Source organism: Natronorubrum sediminis (genome assembly GCF_900108095.1).
Taxonomy (GTDB): domain Archaea; phylum Halobacteriota; class Halobacteria; order Halobacteriales; family Natrialbaceae; genus Natronorubrum; species Natronorubrum sediminis.
Window position 1 is genome coordinate 1,354,609 of record NZ_FNWL01000001.1, and the last position, 18,825, is coordinate 1,373,433.

Genomic DNA, 18,825 nt, shown 5'->3' on the forward strand with positions numbered 1-18,825 from the left:
TGCTGGCTGGTGAACAGTCTCTCACATGGAATACACGCACGTGGATCCAGACGACCTCGAGCCAGTCGCGGACCGACCCTGTGACATGCGCCGGGTGAGCGAACCGACCGGACTCGAGCACGTCGCGATCAACCGATTTCGCGCGGAGCCGGGAGAACAGGTACCGCTGGCGTATCACTACCACGAAACCCAGGAGGAGGCGTTTTTCGTCTGTTCGGGGACGCTGCGCGTCGAGACGCCAGAAGGGGAGTTTACGGTCCCCGAGGGATCGCTATTTTCGGCCCGTCCCAAAGCACCACACCGGGCGTACAACCCCGCAGACGCGGAGTCGACCGTCGAAGTGATCGCCATCGGCGCTCCGCCCGTCGACGGCGACGCCGTTCACTACGATCCCGACGAGTAAATCCCCGACTCGATCCGAACGGCCACTCGGGTCAGAGAGCACCCATCACGAGGATTCTGACCCGCACGTGTCGATACCGAGGAGGGCGTTCACAGGACAGCGCTGGATAACGGCCGTCGCGAAAATATCGCTTCCGGCGATGAAGGCGAGCGTGCCCGTCGTCCGATCGCGATTTCGGTAGCCGAACGCGAGCAACGCGACTCCGAGGACGATCCGAAGAATCCGATCCATCCCGCCAACGTTTCGATCCATACTCGAGCGAATGTGAGCGAGCACCGTAGGCGTTTTTCTGCTTGTCGACTCCAGCCGAGTGCGGAACTCGAGGCGAAATCGCTCGTCGCCCGGCAGCCGGGGATGAACCCCTTCATTTCGGTTCGAGACAGCTCATTCCCCCGAAAAGGGGCGTCCCATCGGCCGTCGGTCCAGTCGAAACGGTGCCTTCGTGGCATTCGAGTGACTATTCAGTGGTCGCTCGCTGACTCTCCGTCGCGACTCGAGAGTCCCGCGTCTCGGTCACGCTCGAGGGCAGGCGGAGCGTCGTGAGAACTCGAGTAGCCGTCGAACCAGCGGGCGATACGCTCGAGGCGGTCAACGATGTGAGCCGGTTCGCCCGACCGAGAGAGTTCGTGACCCTCTCGCGGGTAGCGAACGAGGCGGGTGTCGACGCCGTGTTTCTTCAGTCCGAGGTAGAACAGTTCGGCCGTGTTGGCGGGCGTGCGATAGTCCAAATCCGAGTGCACCACGAGCGTCGGCGTGTCGACGTTCGGCACGTGGGCCGCTGGAGACTGCTCCCAGAGGAAGGCGGGGTCGTCCCACGGAGTCACCCCGAAGTCGCCCTCGATCAGCTTGAACGCGTCCGTCGAGCCGTAGAAACTGGTGAGGTCGTAGACGCCACGCTGGGAGACGGCGGCGCGAAAGCGGTCCGTCTGGGTGACCGCCCACGCGGTCATGAAGCCGCCGAAGCTCCCGCCCGTGAGGAACACCTGCTCGTCGTCGACGTACTCGCGCTCGCAGGCGGTCTCGACGCCTGCAAGGACGTCGGTCAGGGTGATCGACCCCCAGTCGCGCTCGATCGCCATCGCGTGATCCTCGCCGTACCCCGTCGAGCCACGCGGGTTACACCAGAAGACGACGTACCCCCGTGCCGCGAGGGTCTGGAACTCGTGCCACATCGTCCCCGCGGTCGTCCACTGTGCGTGGGGTCCGCCGTGGATCTCCACCGCGAGCGGGTACGTTTCGTCGGTGGCGTCCGCGTCGAATTCTGGCGGAGTGAGGAGCCAGCCCTGAATCCGGTGTGTGTCCTCGTCGCCCTCAACCGTGAACCACACCTCCTCCGGTTGCCGGACTGCTCGATCGGCCAGATAGTCGTCGTTGACTCGAGTCAGCCGGTGGCACTCGTTGCCGCCGCGGGTGGTGACGAACACGTCGCCCGGGTGATCCCACTCGCTGTAGGTGTACGCGACGGCGTTCGATCCCACCGAGAAGCCGTCGATGTCGACGCCGTCACCGTACACCAGCGCGGGTTCGGCGCTCTCGTCCGCCGGGATCGACCAGAGAACCCGCGAGCCTTCGTCCGGCGTCGAGACGTACACGGCCTCGCCGTCGGGAGCCCACTCGAACGAACAGCGACTGCCGACTGTGCGGTCGAGCGGGGCCGTCGGCGTCCACTCGTCACCGCTCTCGCGGTCGTGGACACGAACGTCGGTCTGGCGCATCGAAGCGCGGTCCTCTGGAGTGTACTCGAAGGCGACTCGGCCGTCCTCGGTCGCCTCGAGCGACGTGACCCAGCCCGTCGTCTGCGTGAACACCTCGACGGCGTCGGACTCGTTCGCCTCGTCGCCCTCGAGTCGGTGTTCGGAGAGGTCGTAGGTGAGCGAATCGTCCGGTTCCGGCCCCGTCTTGGCGGCGTAGTAGATCGTCTCGGAATTGCCCCAGGTGGGGGAGACGTAGTCGGTCTCCCAGCCGTCGGTGAGTCGCGTAATCGCGTCGTCGTCGGGTTCGTCGGCCGTCTCGAGAGCCACAGCGACGTCGACGACGTAGACGTGGCTTCGGTTCCCATCGTGATACTCGGTTCCGGCGCGGTAGATCGGCCGATCGATCACGCGCGGATCCGGCTCCGCTGGCTCGTACTCGGGATCGACCGCGGTGTCTCGGTTCGCTTCACAGTCGGCTTCCGTGACCCGTTGGGTGAAGCACAATCGGGAGCCGTCCGGACTCCACTCGAGGTCCGCAATTCCTCCGACGACGGACGTGAGGCGTCGGGCTTCGCCGCCGTCGGTCGGGACGACCCAGAGTTGCTGGCGGTCGGTCTCACCGCGGGTGCTGGCGAACGCGAGCCAGTCGCCGTCGGGGCTCCAGCGGGGCTGGCTGTCGACGCCGTCGCTCGCGGTGAACTGGGTGTGCCCGTCGCCGCCGACCGGGACGACGTGAATCGTCGCTACGTCGGATTCGTCGTCCTCGGCCGTGCGACGAACGAACGCGACACGCTCGTCGTCGGGAGAGAGTTGCGGGTCGGCTACGTGTGCGAGTTCGTGATAATCGGCTGCTCGTATCGTTCGCATTACCACAATGACACCGTCGCCGACCCTATATCTGGTTCGGCTTCGGCTGTCGTGGGGGCGATACCCGACAAATTCGACTCCTCGAGTAAACGATGAGTGACGAAACAACAGATTCAGTTACTGTAATTAGAAATTATATTTTTCACTCATTACCTCAAATGAGTAAGTATAAGTTCTATAATAAGGTGCGTTTGGTTGTCATGCAGAAGAAAATACCACGACGACGATTCGTCGCAGCGAGTGGTGCCTTGGGACTCGCAGCGACCGCCGGCTGTATCGGCGAAGATGCCGAACCGGACGACGACGACGATGACGACGACGAAATCGGCGAGCCAGATCCGGACGGAGGCGAAATTCTCGAGTGGGACGCCGGTGGACAGAGTGGGACCTACTACCCGCTGTCGGGTGACTTCAAGAGTATCATCGAGTCGCAGACGTCACACGGGTTGCAGGTGCAATCTACCGGAGCGAGCGTCGAGAACGTCGGTCGCCTCGAGCGCGGCGAGTCCGACTTCGCCCTGATTCAAAACGACGTCGGCTACTTCGCGTACAACGGCGTCGGGATCGACGAAATCGACGACGAGATGACGAGCCTTCGCGCCGTCGGCTCGTTGTACCCCGAAACAATCCACATCGTCGCGGATGCCGACGCCGACGTCGAATCGATCGAAGACCTCGACGGCGCGACGGTCAACGTGGGCGACGAGGGGAGTGGGACCGAGGTCAACGCCCAGCAGATCCTCGAAACGGCGGGCGTCGAGGCCGACGAGCAGACCGGAGACTTCGCCACGGCGGCCGACCAGATCCGAGACGGGGGCATCGACGCCGCCGTCATCGTCGGCGGCTGGCCAGTCGGCGCGGTCGACGAACTTGCAGAGACGACGGACATCACGTTGGTCGAGGTTCCCGAAGACATTCGGGCGGACTTGATGGACGAAGCCGAGTGGTTCTCCGAGGACGAGATCCCCGGTGGTACCTACGAGGGAGCCGACGACGACGTACAGACCGTGTCGGTCGAGGCGATGATCGCCACTCACGAAGGCGTCGACGACGAAATCGTCGAGGAAGTGACCGAGGCCATCTTCGAGAACACGGACGACGTCACCCAGAAAGAAGAGTACATCGACGCAGAATCGGCGCAGGACGCCATTCCGATCGACTTCCACCCCGGCGCTGGAGCGTACTTCGACTGATAGCGACGGCCGATCGAGGTCGACGCCTACCGCCGACTCGCGTTTCTGTCGAACTCGAGTCGCTGGTTGATCGACTCACCGACCGACTCACTTCACCCACTCTCTATCGTGGTTCGACTGACCCGTCGACGCGCGCTCGCCCTTACCGCGGCCACTGGAGCCACGGCTATCGGGACGATTGGGGCCGTCGCGACGAGCGCGTCGGCCGACCGAACCCTGATCGTCGCCGACGCCGCCGACGGTGACGCCCTCCTCGAGATTCCGGTCGACGACGGAGAAGAACTAACCCTTTCGTACACCCACAGCGTCGAAAAGACGCCCGTCGAAGACGTCTACGTCGTCGATGGAGACGTGCTCCGGATGGATCGGATGGTCTTTCAGTCGTTCGGCGCGGGCCTCCCCACCGACGATATCGAGCGAACCGACGAGGGGTACGTCCGCGAGAGCGACGAATCGACCGAGGAACTGCGCGTCACACCGGGATCGATCGCCGGCCACGAACTGGTCGTCGGGGCCGAACGGTACGATCTGGTGGAGCGATCTGACGGACGGACCGTCACGCTCTCGGTGACCGACCGAACGCTGCGAGACGCGCTCGAAACGACCGTCGACCACGAGCGATAGCGACGCGCTCCCTACTGCCACTATGAGCGAAGATCACCACGACGAAAACGCACTCTCTGAGGACGAACAGGACGAACTGCTCCAGGAAGTTCAACGGCGTCGAACGCTCAGCGGACTCGCGGCCGCGCTCGTCGCCCTGATCGGCATCTCGTTTTCGGCGTTCCAGATGTGGATCGCCGCCCGCAGTTATTACTTCGGCGCGACACTGCCACTGGTCGGCGAAATCGAACTGGGATCGCTCGAGCCCCTACAGATATACACGGTCCACGTGACGTTCGCGCTGGTCCTGGCATTTCTCCTCTTTCCGGCCAGTCGCGGCGAGGGCTTCGTCGCCCGCTCTCTCGGCCGAATCGAACCCGCCGTCAGTCGTCGAACTGGACCGGATTCGACGCTCGAGAGACTCGTCACTCGACTCGGTGACGCCGTGCGTTGGGTGTTCGTCGACCCGTCGATGAGTCGCGTGACGCCCATCGACGTCGTCTGTATCGTCCTCTCGATACTTCCCGCGCACTTCATCGTCACCAACTACGACCAACGACAGGATATGGCGATCGTCGGTATCGGCGACGTCGACGCGCTGCACGAGATCTATCCGTGGCTCGAGCCAGTCGTGATGGCCGTCGCCACGCTCGGGATCCCGCTCGACGAGGTGCCGTTCGGCTTCGTAATTGGGGCACTCGGCCTCCTGTTAGTGCTCGAGGCGACACGACGGACCCTCGGCGTGCTCCTCATGTCGCTCGTGGCGTCGTTCATCGTCTACGCGCGGTGGGGCCACTTCATCCCGCGAGACTCGCTGCTCGGTCCGCTCGCAATTACGCCCGAAACCTGGGGGAACATCGTCTACAACCTCTGGTTCACCACGGAAGCGGGCGTCATGAGCACGCCCGTCAGCGTCAGCGTCCGGTTCATCTTCATCTTCATCCTCTTCGGCGCGTTCCTCGAGATGAGCGGCGCTGGCAAGTGGTTCATCGATCTCGCGTACTCGCTGACGGGAACCCGAAAGGGCGGCCCGGCGAAAGCGAGCACCGTCTCGAGTGGCTTCATGGGAATGCTTTCGGGGTCGTCGATCGCGAACACGGTGACGACCGGCGCGTTCACGATTCCGCTGATGAAGCGCTCGGGGTACTCACCCGAGTTCTCCGGGGCCGTCGAGTCGTCGGCCTCCTCGGGCGGCCAGATGCTCCCGCCGGTGATGGGTGCGGCCGCCTTCCTGATCATGGAGTTCACGGGCACTCCCTTCGACGAGGTGATCATCGCCGCCACGCTTCCAGCGATCGCCTTCTTCTTCGGCATGTGGGTGATGGTCCACTTCGAGGCCGTCAAGAGCGGAGTCGGTGGCCTCCCGCGGTCGAAGCTTCCGGACGCGTCCGACGCGTTACGAACCGGCTGGTTCTACCTCATTCCCGTCTTGCTCCTCCTGTATTACCTCGTGATCGCTCGCCTCTCGGTCAACCGCGCCGGCTGGTTGACGATCGTCGCCGTCATCGCCGTCATCGCGCTCGTCGCCGCTTACGACGAACGGACGGGAATTCCGTTGCTCACGACGATCGTCGCGATTGCTCTCGCACAGGTCGGTGCGTACGCGACCGTCGGCGGCGGATTGGTCGACGCGGGACAGGTCTTCGCGGGCCTCGAGAGCGCCGCCGAGCCCTATGCCATCGGTGCCGCCGTCTCCGCCGCGGTGTCTGACCTCGGCGTGATCACGATCCTCGTTAGCGTCGCGTTCGTACTGGCTCGGCCGCTCGCCGACGCGCCGCTGCTCGACTTCGACGACGCCGTCGACAGCTCGGCCGAGCGCACCGCGAAGGCGATTGGCCGACCGAGTATGGCCTCGAGCAGGGCCTACCAGTTCGGTACCTTCGTGTTGAAGTCGATGGACTCCGGCGCGCGTACCGCGACGACGGTGGTCATCGCCGTCGCCGCGGCGGGCGTGGTTCCGGGCGTCATCAGCGTCTCCGGACTCGGGCCGAATCTCGCGTCGCTCATCGAGAGCGTCAGCGGGGGGTCGATGTTGCTCTTGCTCGTCCTGACCGGCGTCGCGTCGATCATCTTCGGGATGGGGATGCCGACGACCGCGATGTACATCATCCTGGTCGCGATGCTCGAGACACCGCTCGTCGAAGCCGGAATCGGACTCCTGGCGGCGCACCTCTTCATCCTCTACTTCGGGCTGATGGCGGACGTGACCCCGCCGGTCGCCGTCGCCGCCTTCGCCGGCGCGGGGGTCGCTAAAGCCGACGAGATGGCGACGGCAGTGACTGCGTTCTTGCTCTCGCTCAACAAGGTGCTCGTGCCGTTCGCGTTCGTCTTTTCGCCGGGAATCCTCCTCCTGCGCGAAGGAGAGGACGGCTGGGGGATGATCGGCTGGGCAGACGTCGCCGACCTCGGCTTCTTCGTCCCCGACGTGATGATCCCGGTGCTCGGGATGTTCCTCGGCGTCTACGCCCTCGCCGTCACGATCATCGGCTACCAGTACACGCGCGTCGACACCGTCGACCGGGCGCTGTACTCGGTCGCGTCGATCCTGCTCATGGTGCCGGAACTATCCCTGCTCGTCGTCGAGTTACTCCTCACCCTCCTCGGTATCCCCTCGCACCTGACCATCTTCGTGATCACCTTCCCGCTTCGCGTCATCGGCCTCGTTCTGCTCGCCGGCCTCACCTATCGCAACCGGGCTCGAGCGGACGAAGGTGAGTCGGCCGAGTCCACCGTGTCGACGCCGACGGTGAGTGACGCCTGACACGGCCGGCGTCGTTCAAACTTTTGTAAGATGGCAGAGAACAAGGTGATCGTGGCCGCCCACAACGCCCCCGATTCCGCCGGGAGTATCGATCGGACGCCCGAACGACCAGATAGAGTGTTTCAGGTCGCAAGCGGCGTCTACGGTGGCGTCCTCCTCGCCGGTCTCGCCACGATACTCGCCGGAGCGATCGACGGCTGGCCAGCCAGCCTCGAGTCCACGAGCGCGGGCGGGTTCGTCGCCGGTGCACTCGGCGGCATCCTCCTCGCTCGAGTCGATCAGCGCCTGCCGATTCGACTCGGTCGGTCGGCCGTTCGCCGCGTCGCGCTCGCGCTCCCGGCGCTCGTGTTTCTCGGGACGTGGTTCGCACCGTTCGACACGCCTGCGAATCACGTCACGCTCGTCATCGCGTTGCTCGTGTTTGCGACGGGGTACGCCCTCTCACAACTCGCCGGAAACCGCTACGTCGACGCGATGACCCCCGGCAGTCCCGACCGAACGTGGGAGTGGGAGCCCGTCGGCACGCCGGCCGCCGATATCGTCATCGCGATCATGTGGGCGGTGCTCGCGGTCGGCAACGCCGCCGTCGGCAACTGGCTCGCGGGACTCGGCTGGCTCACCATCGCCGGCTTCTGGGCTGTCAGCTGTCTCGTCGAGGGACGCTGGTCGTTCGGTCCCGGACGAGAACGGTGTGAAGTACAGTGCTACGACGGCGGACTCGTCAGGCGACGGCCGTACACGAAGGGCTTCGTCGCGTGGGACGACGTCGACCACGTCCGCCTCCGCGGCGGTGAACTCGTCCTCGATTCCGGGCTTCGCGACGTGCGATTCGATCGCGACGAACTCGCGGACCCGGACGCGTTTCTCGACGCAGTCGACAAACGCCTAGCGAGTGGAACCGAACCGAGCGACGGTCGGTGACCCTCACTCGAGGTCGACGCGGCCGCTGGTCGCGCTTCGAAGTCGATCGCGGAACCCCTCGGCCGCCTCGAGTGGCACGCGAACGTCGAACGCGACGGCCTCCTGGTACTCCGCGTCGAACTCGTAGCCTTCGCTCTCGAGGATGCTCCGAACGGTTCCCGAGTCGTCGTACGCGACGCCGATCGAGACCGTTTCGTGGGGTCGTTCTTCGACGACGCCCGCCGCGTCGACGGCGTCCTTGACTGCGCGGGAATACGCCCGGACGAGTCCGCCAACGCCGAGATTCGTCCCGCCGTAGTAGCGCGTGACGACGACCGCACAGTTTTCGATCTCTCGCTGGGTGAGGACGTTCAGCGCCGGCTTCCCCGCAGAGCCGGAGGGCTCGCCGTCGTCGCTCGAGTACTCGCGAAGAAAGCCGCTGTCTGCGACGTCGCTCGAGTCCTCGTCACTTCGCCCGGCGTCGCCACCGACGCGGACGCGATACGCGGGGACGTTGTGGGTCGCGTCGGCGTACTCCTCGCTGACGGTCTCGACGAACGATTCGGCGGCGGCGACCGAGTCGACGGGCCGAACGTGGCCGAGAAACTCGGACCCCTGCACGACGAACTCGGCGGTCGCAGGCTCGGAAACGGTCAGGTACGTTCGGCTCACGGACGGCCACCTTCCGCGTTTCGCCCCCGCCGTCTCGACCATCGCCAGCGTCTTCGGTTCCACCGCTCACACATGGTGATGCGTACACCCGCCCGCGAAAAGAGCGCGTCGGTCCGAGCGGCGTCAGTTCTCGACGGCCGACCGAACGGCGTCGGTCTCGGCCCTCACTCCACCGTCTCGAGGGGGTGGCAATCGAAGTGGCCGACCATCACGTTCTTACACCCCTCTATCGTCCATGTGTCTATGACCAACGATACCATTGACCAGACACTCGCCGAAGAACTCGAGAGCGTTTGTCGAACGGCAGTCGGCGACGAACTGCGAAGTATCACGTACTTCACCGAAGACGACGTCGACCAGCTCTATCTCCGTTCGGATCTCGATCAAACCGCCGATCTGGTCGGCTTCGCAGACCACGAGCGACTGGGCTTTCGCTCCCAGTCGGCGTACCGAAATACGCAACTCGGGGCGTACGAAGCCACGATCCGAATGTTCGAAAATGGCTACCTCTCGCGGGTGATCCGCGGCGAACACGGCGTCTGGGTGACGACCGATTCCATGTCGATGAATCGATTCGAGGAACTGACGAGCGCACTCGAGACGGTCCTCGACGAGTTCGACGACACCGAGTAAAACAGCCGACCGCTCACTGAATTTCGATCTTCCGAACGAACTCGAGTTCGCGAATCGCGGTGAACACGTCGCCCGGGAGTTCTTGGTCGGTGACCAAGTAGAGCTGTGGTTCGTCGGTAAACTCCGGATCCTCGCTGATCGTCTGGCGAATCGAGATATCGTGTTCGGCGAGCGTCCCCGTCACCTGCGCGACGATCCCTTTCTGGTCGGCGTCGTCGACGGCGATCGCGAGCACCGTCAGGTCGAGAACGGGTGCAAGGTCCATGAGACTCGGCACCTGCGAGATGTTTTGGAAGATCCGACGCAGTTCCGGATCCTCGAGGATGACGTCCGTCGTCGAGTCGACGACGCGACGGTCGACGCCGATTTCGCGCGCGATTCCCGTGTTCGGGATCTCGATGCCGCCCGAGACGACGCGGCCGTCGTCGTTGACGGAGAATCCGCGCTCTAAGAGCAAGCGAATAACCGCCTGCTGGCTCGGCGATCCCTCGAACTTTTCCATGATTTCGTCGAACATTCGTTCTCATCTCAATGCGCGCCGGGCTATAATGGTCGGTGTTCGACGCCAGTGCGTCCTCGAGCCACAATAGTCACAAAAATCCCACCATGGGACCGCCACTGTCCGGACGGATCACACGCTCGACGACTCTCGCCGGCACTGACGTGTCCGTCGTCTGACGGGCGATTTTTGACGGTCCAGCAACTACCAAAGCGCATGCGAGAACTCCGGACCTGTGACTTCTGTGGTGGCGACGCCGCCGGCACGTTCGAAGTCCTGCCACCCGAACTCGAGCCGACAGAAAGCGAACAACGGCGCGTCGTGCTCTGTGCTGGCTGTAAGCCGACGCTCGAGGAACTCCTCGAACCGCTCCTCACCCGCGCCGGTCTCGGCGAGGCGGCGACCGCCTCGAGCACCGAAGAAACCACCGCGGCCCCAGACCACGATCCCGCCACCACGTCGAATGCCGACTCAGCGACACGACAGGGACGAGAGACGACGGCAGAGTCGAGTGACGCTCCCCACGTAGATGACCGAACGGACACCGTTGGATCCGACGAATCCGACGAATCCGACGACGAGAGACACGCATCGACCGCCGAACTCGAGTCATCACACCGAGATGGCATCACCTTCGACGAGGTCGAATCCACAGACGCAGTCGACGCGACCGGCGACGAGGCGGCGGCTCCCGCGATCGAGACGAGCGACGACGCAGCGGCCAACTCGAGTGATGACACACCAGCCGACTCGAGCGACAAGACACCAGTCGACACACAACCATTACAGCAGTCGAAATCGGCGAGGAAACCGCCTGCAGCCTACGGGAAGGTTATTCGACTGCTGCAAAACCGCGAGTTCCCGATGAAACGGACGACCGTCGAAAACCTGGCTGCCGGTGCGTACGATCTCGAGGGAGACGAAGTCGAAGCGATCGTCGACTACGCGCTCGAGACGGGCGAGTTCGTCGAATCGGACGGAACACTGCAACGCGAGTAGCTCAGAGCGTTCCTTTCGTACTGGGCGTTCCCGTCCGTCGCTCGTCGACTCGCGTCGCATCGTCGAGCGACCGCGCGAGCGCTTTGAACAACGCCTCGACCTCGTGGTGCGCGTTTTCACCCGAGACCTCCGCGTGGACGGTGAGCCCCGCATTCATCGCCAGCGACTCGCCGAAGTGACGCGCCATGTCGCTCGTGAACCCGCCGATCTGGGCCTGCGAGAACTCGCCGTCGAAGTACCAGCGCGGCCGCCCGCTCACGTCGACGACGACACCGGCGACGGCTTCGTCCAGTGGGACCTGCCGGTCTGCGTACCGAACAATGCCGGACCTGTCCTCGAGTGCGCCATCTAACGCCTCACCGATTACGATCGCGACGTCCTCGACGGTGTGGTGATCGTCGATCTCGAGGTCGCCGTCGCACTCGAGGGCGAGGTCGAAGAGGCCGTGTTTGGCGAACGACGTCAGCATGTGGTCGAAAAAGCCGATTCCCGTGTCGACGTCCGCGTCACCGTCGCCGTCGACCGACAGGGTACACTCGATCGACGTCTCGGCGGTCTCGCGCGTGACGGTTGCCGTTCGCTCGCTCATATCCACATCGATGTGCCCGCCGGTACAAGGCGATTGCGTTCAGTGACTGTCAAAATAATGGTAGGATCGGATTATCGGCACCTACTCTGGACAAATGTAACTGGACAGTCCAGCCGGCAATCCACGGCCTGAAAAAGCGTTCTAAAAGTTTTAGCCGATTTTAAGCCGATAATCCCCACGCGTATTGGTACACTTTCTCGACTAAAACGACCCGAAACAACCCCAAGGTTCGACTACTTATATGATGGTTTCAGTGAAAGTCAGAGCTACGAAACGGTGACCCCCTGATGTCCAACTCCTCCACCCCCCTCTCGAACGACTCGATCAACCCGTCCAGCCCCGAATCAGACCGTCACGACCACCCTCGGCGCTCGCTCGTCGACTCGGTCAAACTCCCGGTACAGTTCGTGTCGTTTTGGGGTGCAATTGCCCTTCCGTTCGCCCACCTGCCACTTCTCGCGCAGGGACTCGGCTCACCACAGGCGACCCTGTTGTTCCTCGTCTTGCTCGCAGCCAACGTCCTCGCCCTCTACGTCGGCCACGGATACAAACGCTGACCGCGAGCCAACTCGAGTCACTCACACCGCCTGTAGCCGACCACAGAACCAAGACGGCCCCTCGCTTCGTTCCGAACCGATTAATGTCCCGCCACTCACAGTCACAGTCACTCGATGGGGATTCGTGTCGACTGGCGCTCGAGTTGCAGCCTCACCGGAACGGTGTTGAAGTGGCTCGCCGTCCCGCTATCCGTCCCACTCTTACTGGCTGTATTCGACGGCGATAGCACGCTTCCCTTCGCCGCCGCTGTCGCCGCCACGGTCGTCGTCGGACTCGGCCTCGAGCACCTGAGCGAGGAACGCGAACTGAGACAGCGAGAGGCGTTTTTGATGGTTGCATTGACGTGGCTCAGCGTCGCCGTTATCGGCGCGATTCCGTTCGCCCTCGTCGGCGTCGGCGCCCCCACAGCATCCGCGTTTTCGGCATCCGTCGGCGGCCTCGTCAACGCCCTCTTCGAGAGCACGAGCGGCCTCACGACAACCGGGGCAACCGTGATGAGCGGGTGGGACTTCGAGAATCAGTCTCGCGCGATCTTGCTCTGGCGGCAGTTGATCCAGTGGCTCGGCGGCCTCGGAATCCTGGTCGTCGCCATCGGCCTCCTCTCGAACCTGATGGTCGGTGGTGCCCAGTTGATGGAGACCGAGACCCAGACCCGTAACGTCCGCAAACTCCGCCCACACCTCGATGAAACCGCACGGCTCATCTGGGGGCTGTACGTCGGCCTCACCGTCCTCGCCGCGGCGACGTTCTACGCCCTGTACCTCCTCGGATTCGACGGCAACATGGACCTCTTCAACGCCGTCTCCCACGCGATGACCAGCGTCGCGACGGCCGGCTTTTCACCCGAACCGGAGAGCATCGCCGCGTTCTCGCCCGCCGTCCAGTGGGCCATCATGCCCTTCATGATCCTCGGGGCGACCAACTTCGTCTTGCTCTATTACATCACGCAAGGCGAGTTCAGTCACCCGTTCCAGTCCGAAGAGTTTCGCTTCTACGTCGGCATCCTCGTCGGGTTTAGCGCACTCGTCGCGGCCGTCCTCTGGGTCGACCCGACGATCGATGGCAGTCTCGAGGAGACGATCAGACACGGCCTGTTCAACGTCGTCTCGCTGGTGACGACGACGGGCTACGCCTCCGCCGATTTCGGCGAGTGGCCCTCCGGGGCGACGTTCATCCTCTTTTTCAGCATGTTCATCGGGGGGATGGCCGGGTCGACGACCTGTTCGATCAAGTCCCTGCGATGGCTGGTGACGCTCAAGGCGTTCCGACGGAATCTCTTCCTCTCGGTTCACCCGGAAGCCGTCCGCCCGATTCGACTCGGCGACACCGTCGTCGACGAAGACACCATCCGCGACATCTACGCCTACATCCTGCTGGTGCTCGTCATCTTCTTCCTGTTGACGGTCGTCGTCGTCGTCGACGCGGCCCGCTTTAGCGACCCCACTGTCACCGAATTCGAAGCGATCAGCGCGTCGGGATCGATCTTCCTCAACATCGGCCCCGCGTTCGGGATGGCCGGCCCGATGGACAACTACGCCGGCTTCCCCGTCACCACGCGAACCATCATGATCGTCATGATGTGGATCGGCCGCATCGAGATCATCCCCGTGCTCGTGCTCCTGACGCCGGCCTTCTGGAAGTCGTAGAAACGAAGTTTTGCGCTGCGGGTGCGCCAAAGGCGCACCCTCGGCAAAAATTCGATTAAAAGCACTCCTCCTTCCGTTCCGGCCGCTTTGCGGCCTCCACGTCAGTCGTCGGCCCGCTCGTTCGTCCTTCGGACTCACTCGCGGAGAGTACCGGTAAAGCGCCTGCCCTTCCCCGAGGAGCGCGGCTCTCGTGTTGCTCGAGCCGTGCTCCCGGCCAAACCGTGTGCCCGGCCGGTGCATCGACGTGGCGCGCGCTGTCAGCCGTCCGAGCGAGAGTGAGGCCGGCTGAGAATCCCGTGCGAGGGATGAGCGAGTGTAACGAGCGTTAGCGCGGAACCGGAGATTCCGCGAACCATTCAAACGGGCGCGAAGCGCCCGTGAGAAGAAATCGGCTGGGGAGGTTGTGGAAATCATTGCCGCCAGCAACAGCGGATAATCGCTCTCGAGTCGTCCTCGAAACGGAAAAGTCGTCCTCGAGAACGCATAGAATTGGCTTTGAAACACGTAAATCGACCTCGAGAACACGTGAATCGACAGTAAAACGGAACAGTCGGCTCTAAAAGTTACTCGCCAACCGCGTTTTGGGCGTCCTCGAGTGTGAAGTTCCCTTCGTACAGCGCGCTGCCGACGACCACAGCCGAAGCTCCAGCCGCCTCGAGTGCCCGGACGTCCTCGAGCGTCGCGACGCCGCCGCTGGCAATGATCGGAACGCCGGTCGCCTCGACCAGTTCTCTGACCGGTTCGGTTGCCACGCCCTCGAGTCGGCCCTCCACGTCGACGTTCGTGAACAAAATCGCCGCAGCACCCAGGTCCTCGTATCGCTCGGCGGCCTCGACGGGTGAGATACCGGCTCCTTCGGTCCAGCCCTCGACGACGACTTCACCGTCTTTCGCGTCCAGACTGACGACGACGCTGTCGGGATGGGTCTCGCTGATTTCGGCGACGATATCGGGGTTCTCGACCGCCGCAGTGCCGAGGATAACGCGGTCGACGCCGCGCTCGAGCAGGTCGATGGCGTCCGCGGCCGTGCGGATTCCCCCGCCCAGTTGGGTCGGCACGTCGACGGCCTCGAGGACGGCGTCGATGGCGTCGGCGTTCCCTCGCTCGCCGTCGAACGCACCGTCGAGGTCGACGAGGTGCAGCGAGTTCGCCCCCGCGTCGATCCAGCGGTGGGCTGCCTCGACGGGGTCGCCATAGGTCTTCTCGGTGCCGCGTTCACCTTGGACGAGCTGGACGACCTCGCCGTCCTGCAAATCGACGGCGGGAAGGACTTCGAACGCCGGAAACGTGCTCATGAGGGGGCGGAAGGCGGGGGCGCGCCTAAAGCCTCCGGAAGCCGCCGACGTCGTCAGTCGTGGTTGAAACAGATAGGGCAGGGAAAGCCGTACTCACCGAACCAAGAGACGCCCACACCGACTGGCTGAGAGAGCGAGAGACGGACTCCGGGTAGCACCGAAAGCACAGCGTCGGGAGTGCGCCTGACTCGAGTAGGAAGCGACGTCTACAGAACCCGAACAGTCTGGCGTTCGTGCAGAGAGACTACAGGTCGGGCCGTCGAGGATCGACACAATCGAATGTCGTCAGCGGTTTTCCTCGCTCAGGAAGCGACCACCCAGCCAGACCTGACGAGTGACATGCTCGTCGTCTTCGGCGTCGTTGGGCTGGCACTCGTCCTCTTCGTCACCGAGCGACTGCCGATCGACGTCACCGCGATCTTGTTGATCGTGATCCTCGTCGTCCTCGAGCCCTGGACGGGGATCGACCCGAGCACCGGCATTTCCGGCTTCGCCAACGACGCGACGATTACGGTGCTCGCGATGCTCATCCTCAGTGGCGGCGTCGCCCGAACGGGTGTCGTCCAAGAGGTCGGCCGGCGAATGGCCGGGTTCGCGGGCGACAACCTCCGGAAACAGCTGTTCGCGACCACTCTCGCGAGCGGGCCCGTCTCCGGGTTTCTCAACAATACGCCGGTCGTCGCGCTGTTGGTGCCGGTCGTCTCCGACGTCGCGAACCGCGGAAACACGTCGCCCTCGAAGCTCCTCATTCCGCTGTCCTACGCCTCGCAGGTCGGCGGCATGCTCACGCTCATCGGCACGTCCACGAACATCCTCGCAAGCGATATCAGCGGCCGCCTCGGGGAGGACTACGCCGAACTCCACCAGTTCTCGATGTTCGAATTCACGCAGTTGGGTGCCATCGTCGTCGTCGTCGGCTCGCTGTACCTGATCTTCGTCGGTCACTACCTCATCCCCGAGCGCGTGCCGCCACAGGCGGACTATCTCGAGTCCTACGAGGTCGGCGACTACCTCGCCGACGTGGCCGTCGTGGCAGGCTCGCCACTCGCCGGGTCGACGGTCGGGAACGCGACCAACAAGCTCGGTCCCGAAATCGATATCGTACAGGTCGTCCGCGACGGCGATCGGTCGGTCGCCCCCGGACGCGACACGCAACTCGGCGAAGGCGACATTCTCGTCGTCCGGACGGATCGAGACGCGATCACGATGCTCGAGGACGCATTCGGTGTCGAACTTGTTGGACGGCCGGCGTCGACCGCAGAGCTCTCACCCGAAGGAGGCGACGGCAGTATCACCGAACTGGTCGTCTCGCTCGACTCCCGACTCGTCGGCGAACGACTGGACCCCGAAGCGTTTCGCGAGGAGTTCGGCGCTGCCGTCCTCGGACTTCGTCGCCACGGCGAACTAATCGGCGACCGAATCGTCGGCCGGCGACTCGACGTCGGTGACACGCTGCTCGTACAGGCCCCCTCCGACACGCTGGATCGACTCTCGAGACGCGACGACGTGATCGTTGCTCGCGAACCGCCCCAACCCGACTATCGGGCCGCCAAAGCGCCGATCGCCATCGCCATCATGATCGGCGTCGTCGCCGTCGCCGCCCTCGAGATCTATCCAATCCTGCTCTCGGCGCTCGCCGGCGTCGTCGCGATGGTCGTCACGGGCGTCCTCGAGCCAAACGAGATGTACGACGCCGTCGAGTGGGACATTATCTTCCTGTTGGCGGGCGTGATCCCGCTCGGAATCGCCCTCGAGCAGTCGGGTGCGGCCGCCTACCTCGCTTTCCTCGTGGTCGAGACGGCCGGCTTCCTGCCGACGATCGTGGTCCTGTGGCTGTTTTACATCGTAACGGGGCTGATCACGGAACTGATCAGCAACAACGCGAGCGTCGTCCTCTTGATCCCGGTCGCCGCGGCCGCGGCGGCGGGTATCGGCGCGAATCCCTTCGCGTTCGTCCTCGCGGTCACGTTCGCCGCCAGCACGGCCTTTCTCGGGCCGATCGGCTATCAGACGAACCTGTTCGTCTACGGACCGGGGGGCTACCGCTTCAGCGATTACTTCCGCGTCGGCGCACCGCTACAGTTGCTGTTGTCGATCGTGACCGTCCTCGGCATCTCGGTCTTTTGGGGTGTGTGAGGCAGTGGTCGGGCCGAAGCGTTGGAAAAGATACCCTACCTTTGATTTAATAAGTTACAGGAAAGGTCAATATAACCAACGTTGTCGCTCCAGTAGATATTTCAGCAATACACACGTATAATTCGTAGATGGTCGAAACGCTTCTCCTGGTTGGAGTCGTTGCGTCGATTTTCGTTGGCTTCAATATCGGTGGCTCGTCGACGGGCATCACGTGGGGCCCCGCCGTCGGTGCCGGGATCGTCACGAAGACGGCGGCGGCAGCGATCATGACCGTGTTCGTCTTTCTCGGCGGGATCAGCGTCGGGCAGAACGTCATGGAAACGCTCAGCGAGGGCATTATTACGATCGACCTCACGTTGTCCGCCGGCGTCGCCGTGCTCTTTTTCATCGGATTGGGGATCCTCGTGGCCAATATCTTCGGCGTCCCCGTCCCGACGTCGATGACCACCGTCGGCGCAATCGCCGGACTCGGGTTGGCAACTGGCACGTTGAACTACGCGACGATCACCGAGATCATCTCCTGGTGGATCGTCACGCCGATTATCGGCTTCTGGATCGGCGGAATCATCGGCCGATACATCTATCCGGCGATCAATCAGCGGGTGACGATCGAAAAGACGGAGGGACCACTGCTGACTCTCGAGCGACGGGGCCCGATTCCGACGGTGGCGCTTGGTCCGAACACGACGCGATCGGAGATTGGGACCACGGCCGTCGTGTTCGCCGTCGGCTGTTACATGGCGTTCAGCGCCGGTGCGAGCAACGTCCCGAACGCCGCTGCGCCGCTGGTCGGCGAAGCGGGACTCGAGGTCAACACCGCGGTCGTCATCGCCACGCTCGCCATCGGCCTCGGCGGGTTCACCATCGCCCGGCGAACGATGGAATCGGTCGGGGGCGAACTGAGCGACATCCCGCTTCTCGCGGCGCTGTTCGTCATGGTGACGGCGTCGTCGATCACGACCGCGCTCTCGTATATCGGGATTCCGATCAGCCTCGTGATGGCGACGGTGATGACCATCGTCGGCATCGGCTGGGGCCGGGCGACCCGACCGATCACCGTCCGCGAGGCGGTCACCCGCGACAGCGAGATCACGGAGCGAGAAATCGTTCCGGGAGCGATCACGGCCGAGGAGATGGAAGGCGAACCATCACCACCGATCGGTGAGGAAGAGCCCGAGGAAGTGCTCGACGCCGGCGACCTGTTCAACCCGCGAGCCGTGATCAAGTACCTCTCGATGTGGATCATCGGCCCGTCGATGTCGACGATACTGGCCTACGGATTCTTTACGCTCCTTCCGGGCGTCGCCTGAAACGGACTGCTGGCAGTCGGTGTCGGTTCAACGGCGATCCGTTTTGCGATCGTGCCCGCAAATCGTT

Annotated in this window: 17 protein-coding genes; 11 read left to right on the top strand and 6 right to left on the bottom strand. The window is 63.7% G+C overall.

The window, feature by feature from the left end:
- Positions 1–25 precede the first annotated feature (25 nt).
- Positions 26–403, top strand: a complete 378-nt coding sequence (locus BLW62_RS06650) for a cupin domain-containing protein (protein ID WP_090506246.1) — start codon at positions 26–28, stop codon at positions 401–403.
- Positions 404–448: 45 nt separating this feature from the next.
- Here BLW62_RS06650 and BLW62_RS06655 read toward each other — a convergent pair whose 3' ends face one another.
- A complete protein-coding gene (locus BLW62_RS06655) occupies positions 449–655 on the bottom strand; it encodes a YgaP family membrane protein (RefSeq protein ID WP_090506247.1) in 207 nt (68 codons plus the stop codon).
- Between the two features lie 209 nt (positions 656–864).
- Positions 865–2,964, bottom strand: a complete 2,100-nt coding sequence (locus BLW62_RS06660) for a S9 family peptidase (RefSeq protein WP_090506248.1) — start codon at positions 2,962–2,964, stop codon at positions 865–867.
- Positions 2,965–3,164: 200 nt separating this feature from the next.
- Between BLW62_RS06660 and BLW62_RS06665 the strand changes: the two genes are divergently transcribed.
- The 4 genes from BLW62_RS06665 to BLW62_RS06680 all read left to right on the top strand — a co-directional run bounded on the left by BLW62_RS06665 (position 3,165) and on the right by BLW62_RS06680 (position 8,442).
- Positions 3,165–4,157, top strand: a complete 993-nt coding sequence (locus BLW62_RS06665) for a TAXI family TRAP transporter solute-binding subunit (protein WP_090506249.1) — start codon at positions 3,165–3,167, stop codon at positions 4,155–4,157.
- Positions 4,158–4,265: 108 nt separating this feature from the next.
- The gene (locus BLW62_RS06670; RefSeq protein ID WP_090506457.1) at positions 4,266–4,781 is read left to right on the top strand and encodes a DUF1850 domain-containing protein; all 516 of its coding nucleotides are present in this window, start codon (positions 4,266–4,268) and stop codon (positions 4,779–4,781) included.
- A gap of 22 nt (positions 4,782–4,803) precedes the next feature.
- Entirely contained in the window at positions 4,804–7,521 is a 2,718-nt protein-coding gene (locus BLW62_RS06675; protein ID WP_090506250.1) for a TRAP transporter permease, read from the top strand.
- A 30-nt stretch (positions 7,522–7,551) separates the two neighbouring features.
- Positions 7,552–8,442 (top strand): MFS transporter, encoded by an 891-nt coding sequence (locus BLW62_RS06680; protein WP_090506251.1) that lies wholly within the window; start codon positions 7,552–7,554, stop codon positions 8,440–8,442.
- Between the two features lie 3 nt (positions 8,443–8,445).
- Here BLW62_RS06680 and BLW62_RS06685 read toward each other — a convergent pair whose 3' ends face one another.
- Positions 8,446–9,093, bottom strand: a complete 648-nt coding sequence (locus tag BLW62_RS06685; protein WP_090506458.1) for an IMPACT family protein — start codon at positions 9,091–9,093, stop codon at positions 8,446–8,448.
- Positions 9,094–9,336: 243 nt separating this feature from the next.
- On the opposite strand from BLW62_RS06685, the gene BLW62_RS06690 reads away from it, so the two are divergent.
- Positions 9,337–9,726 (top strand): DUF7522 family protein, encoded by a 390-nt coding sequence (locus tag BLW62_RS06690; RefSeq protein WP_090506252.1) that lies wholly within the window; start codon positions 9,337–9,339, stop codon positions 9,724–9,726.
- Between the two features lie 13 nt (positions 9,727–9,739).
- Here BLW62_RS06690 and BLW62_RS06695 read toward each other — a convergent pair whose 3' ends face one another.
- Positions 9,740–10,243 (bottom strand): TrpY family transcription regulator, encoded by a 504-nt coding sequence (locus BLW62_RS06695; RefSeq protein WP_090506253.1) that lies wholly within the window; start codon positions 10,241–10,243, stop codon positions 9,740–9,742.
- Between the two features lie 198 nt (positions 10,244–10,441).
- Between BLW62_RS06695 and BLW62_RS06700 the strand changes: the two genes are divergently transcribed.
- Complete coding sequence (locus tag BLW62_RS06700; protein WP_090506254.1) at positions 10,442–11,224, top strand: prolipoprotein diacylglyceryl transferase; 783 nt, start codon at positions 10,442–10,444, stop codon at positions 11,222–11,224.
- Position 11,225: 1 nt separating this feature from the next.
- Here BLW62_RS06700 and hisB read toward each other — a convergent pair whose 3' ends face one another.
- A complete protein-coding gene (gene hisB / locus BLW62_RS06705) occupies positions 11,226–11,813 on the bottom strand; it encodes an imidazoleglycerol-phosphate dehydratase HisB (RefSeq protein ID WP_090506255.1) in 588 nt (195 codons plus the stop codon).
- Positions 11,814–12,100: 287 nt separating this feature from the next.
- Here hisB and BLW62_RS06710 point away from each other — a divergent pair, with 287 nt between their 5' ends.
- Positions 12,101–12,370 (top strand): DUF8028 family protein, encoded by a 270-nt coding sequence (locus BLW62_RS06710; protein ID WP_090506256.1) that lies wholly within the window; start codon positions 12,101–12,103, stop codon positions 12,368–12,370.
- Between the two features lie 114 nt (positions 12,371–12,484).
- The gene (locus BLW62_RS06715) at positions 12,485–14,017 is read left to right on the top strand and encodes a TrkH family potassium uptake protein (RefSeq protein WP_090506257.1); all 1,533 of its coding nucleotides are present in this window, start codon (positions 12,485–12,487) and stop codon (positions 14,015–14,017) included.
- Between the two features lie 563 nt (positions 14,018–14,580).
- On the opposite strand, the gene hisA is transcribed toward BLW62_RS06715, so the two are convergent.
- On the bottom strand, positions 14,581–15,312 hold the full coding sequence (gene hisA, locus BLW62_RS06720) for a 1-(5-phosphoribosyl)-5-[(5-phosphoribosylamino)methylideneamino]imidazole-4-carboxamide isomerase (RefSeq protein ID WP_090506258.1): 732 nt from the start codon (positions 15,310–15,312) through the stop codon (positions 14,581–14,583).
- 279 nt (positions 15,313–15,591) lie between these two features.
- Here hisA and BLW62_RS06725 point away from each other — a divergent pair, with 279 nt between their 5' ends.
- Together BLW62_RS06725 and BLW62_RS06730 are read left to right on the top strand one after the other, a co-directional pair.
- Positions 15,592–17,448, top strand: coding sequence for an SLC13 family permease (locus tag BLW62_RS06725; RefSeq protein ID WP_090506259.1), 1,857 nt, complete (start codon positions 15,592–15,594; stop codon positions 17,446–17,448).
- Between the two features lie 128 nt (positions 17,449–17,576).
- Complete coding sequence (locus BLW62_RS06730; RefSeq protein WP_090506260.1) at positions 17,577–18,758, top strand: inorganic phosphate transporter; 1,182 nt, start codon at positions 17,577–17,579, stop codon at positions 18,756–18,758.
- Positions 18,759–18,825: the final 67 nt, after the last annotated feature.

Coding starts and splice junctions, on each gene's coding strand:
- BLW62_RS06650 (WP_090506246.1), top strand. CDS start 26: ATGGAATACACGCACGTGGATCCAGACGACCTCGAGCCAGTCGCGGAC.
- BLW62_RS06655 (WP_090506247.1), bottom strand. CDS start 655: ATGGATCGAAACGTTGGCGGGATGGATCGGATTCTTCGGATCGTCCTC.
- BLW62_RS06660 (WP_090506248.1), bottom strand. CDS start 2,964: ATGCGAACGATACGAGCAGCCGATTATCACGAACTCGCACACGTAGCC.
- BLW62_RS06665 (WP_090506249.1), top strand. CDS start 3,165: ATGCAGAAGAAAATACCACGACGACGATTCGTCGCAGCGAGTGGTGCC.
- BLW62_RS06675 (WP_090506250.1), top strand. CDS start 4,804: ATGAGCGAAGATCACCACGACGAAAACGCACTCTCTGAGGACGAACAG.
- BLW62_RS06680 (WP_090506251.1), top strand. CDS start 7,552: ATGGCAGAGAACAAGGTGATCGTGGCCGCCCACAACGCCCCCGATTCC.
- BLW62_RS06690 (WP_090506252.1), top strand. CDS start 9,337: ATGACCAACGATACCATTGACCAGACACTCGCCGAAGAACTCGAGAGC.
- BLW62_RS06695 (WP_090506253.1), bottom strand. CDS start 10,243: ATGTTCGACGAAATCATGGAAAAGTTCGAGGGATCGCCGAGCCAGCAG.
- BLW62_RS06700 (WP_090506254.1), top strand. CDS start 10,442: ATGCGAGAACTCCGGACCTGTGACTTCTGTGGTGGCGACGCCGCCGGC.
- hisB (WP_090506255.1), bottom strand. CDS start 11,813: ATGAGCGAGCGAACGGCAACCGTCACGCGCGAGACCGCCGAGACGTCG.
- BLW62_RS06710 (WP_090506256.1), top strand. CDS start 12,101: ATGTCCAACTCCTCCACCCCCCTCTCGAACGACTCGATCAACCCGTCC.
- BLW62_RS06715 (WP_090506257.1), top strand. CDS start 12,485: ATGGGGATTCGTGTCGACTGGCGCTCGAGTTGCAGCCTCACCGGAACG.
- hisA (WP_090506258.1), bottom strand. CDS start 15,312: ATGAGCACGTTTCCGGCGTTCGAAGTCCTTCCCGCCGTCGATTTGCAG.
- BLW62_RS06725 (WP_090506259.1), top strand. CDS start 15,592: ATGTCGTCAGCGGTTTTCCTCGCTCAGGAAGCGACCACCCAGCCAGAC.
- BLW62_RS06730 (WP_090506260.1), top strand. CDS start 17,577: ATGGTCGAAACGCTTCTCCTGGTTGGAGTCGTTGCGTCGATTTTCGTT.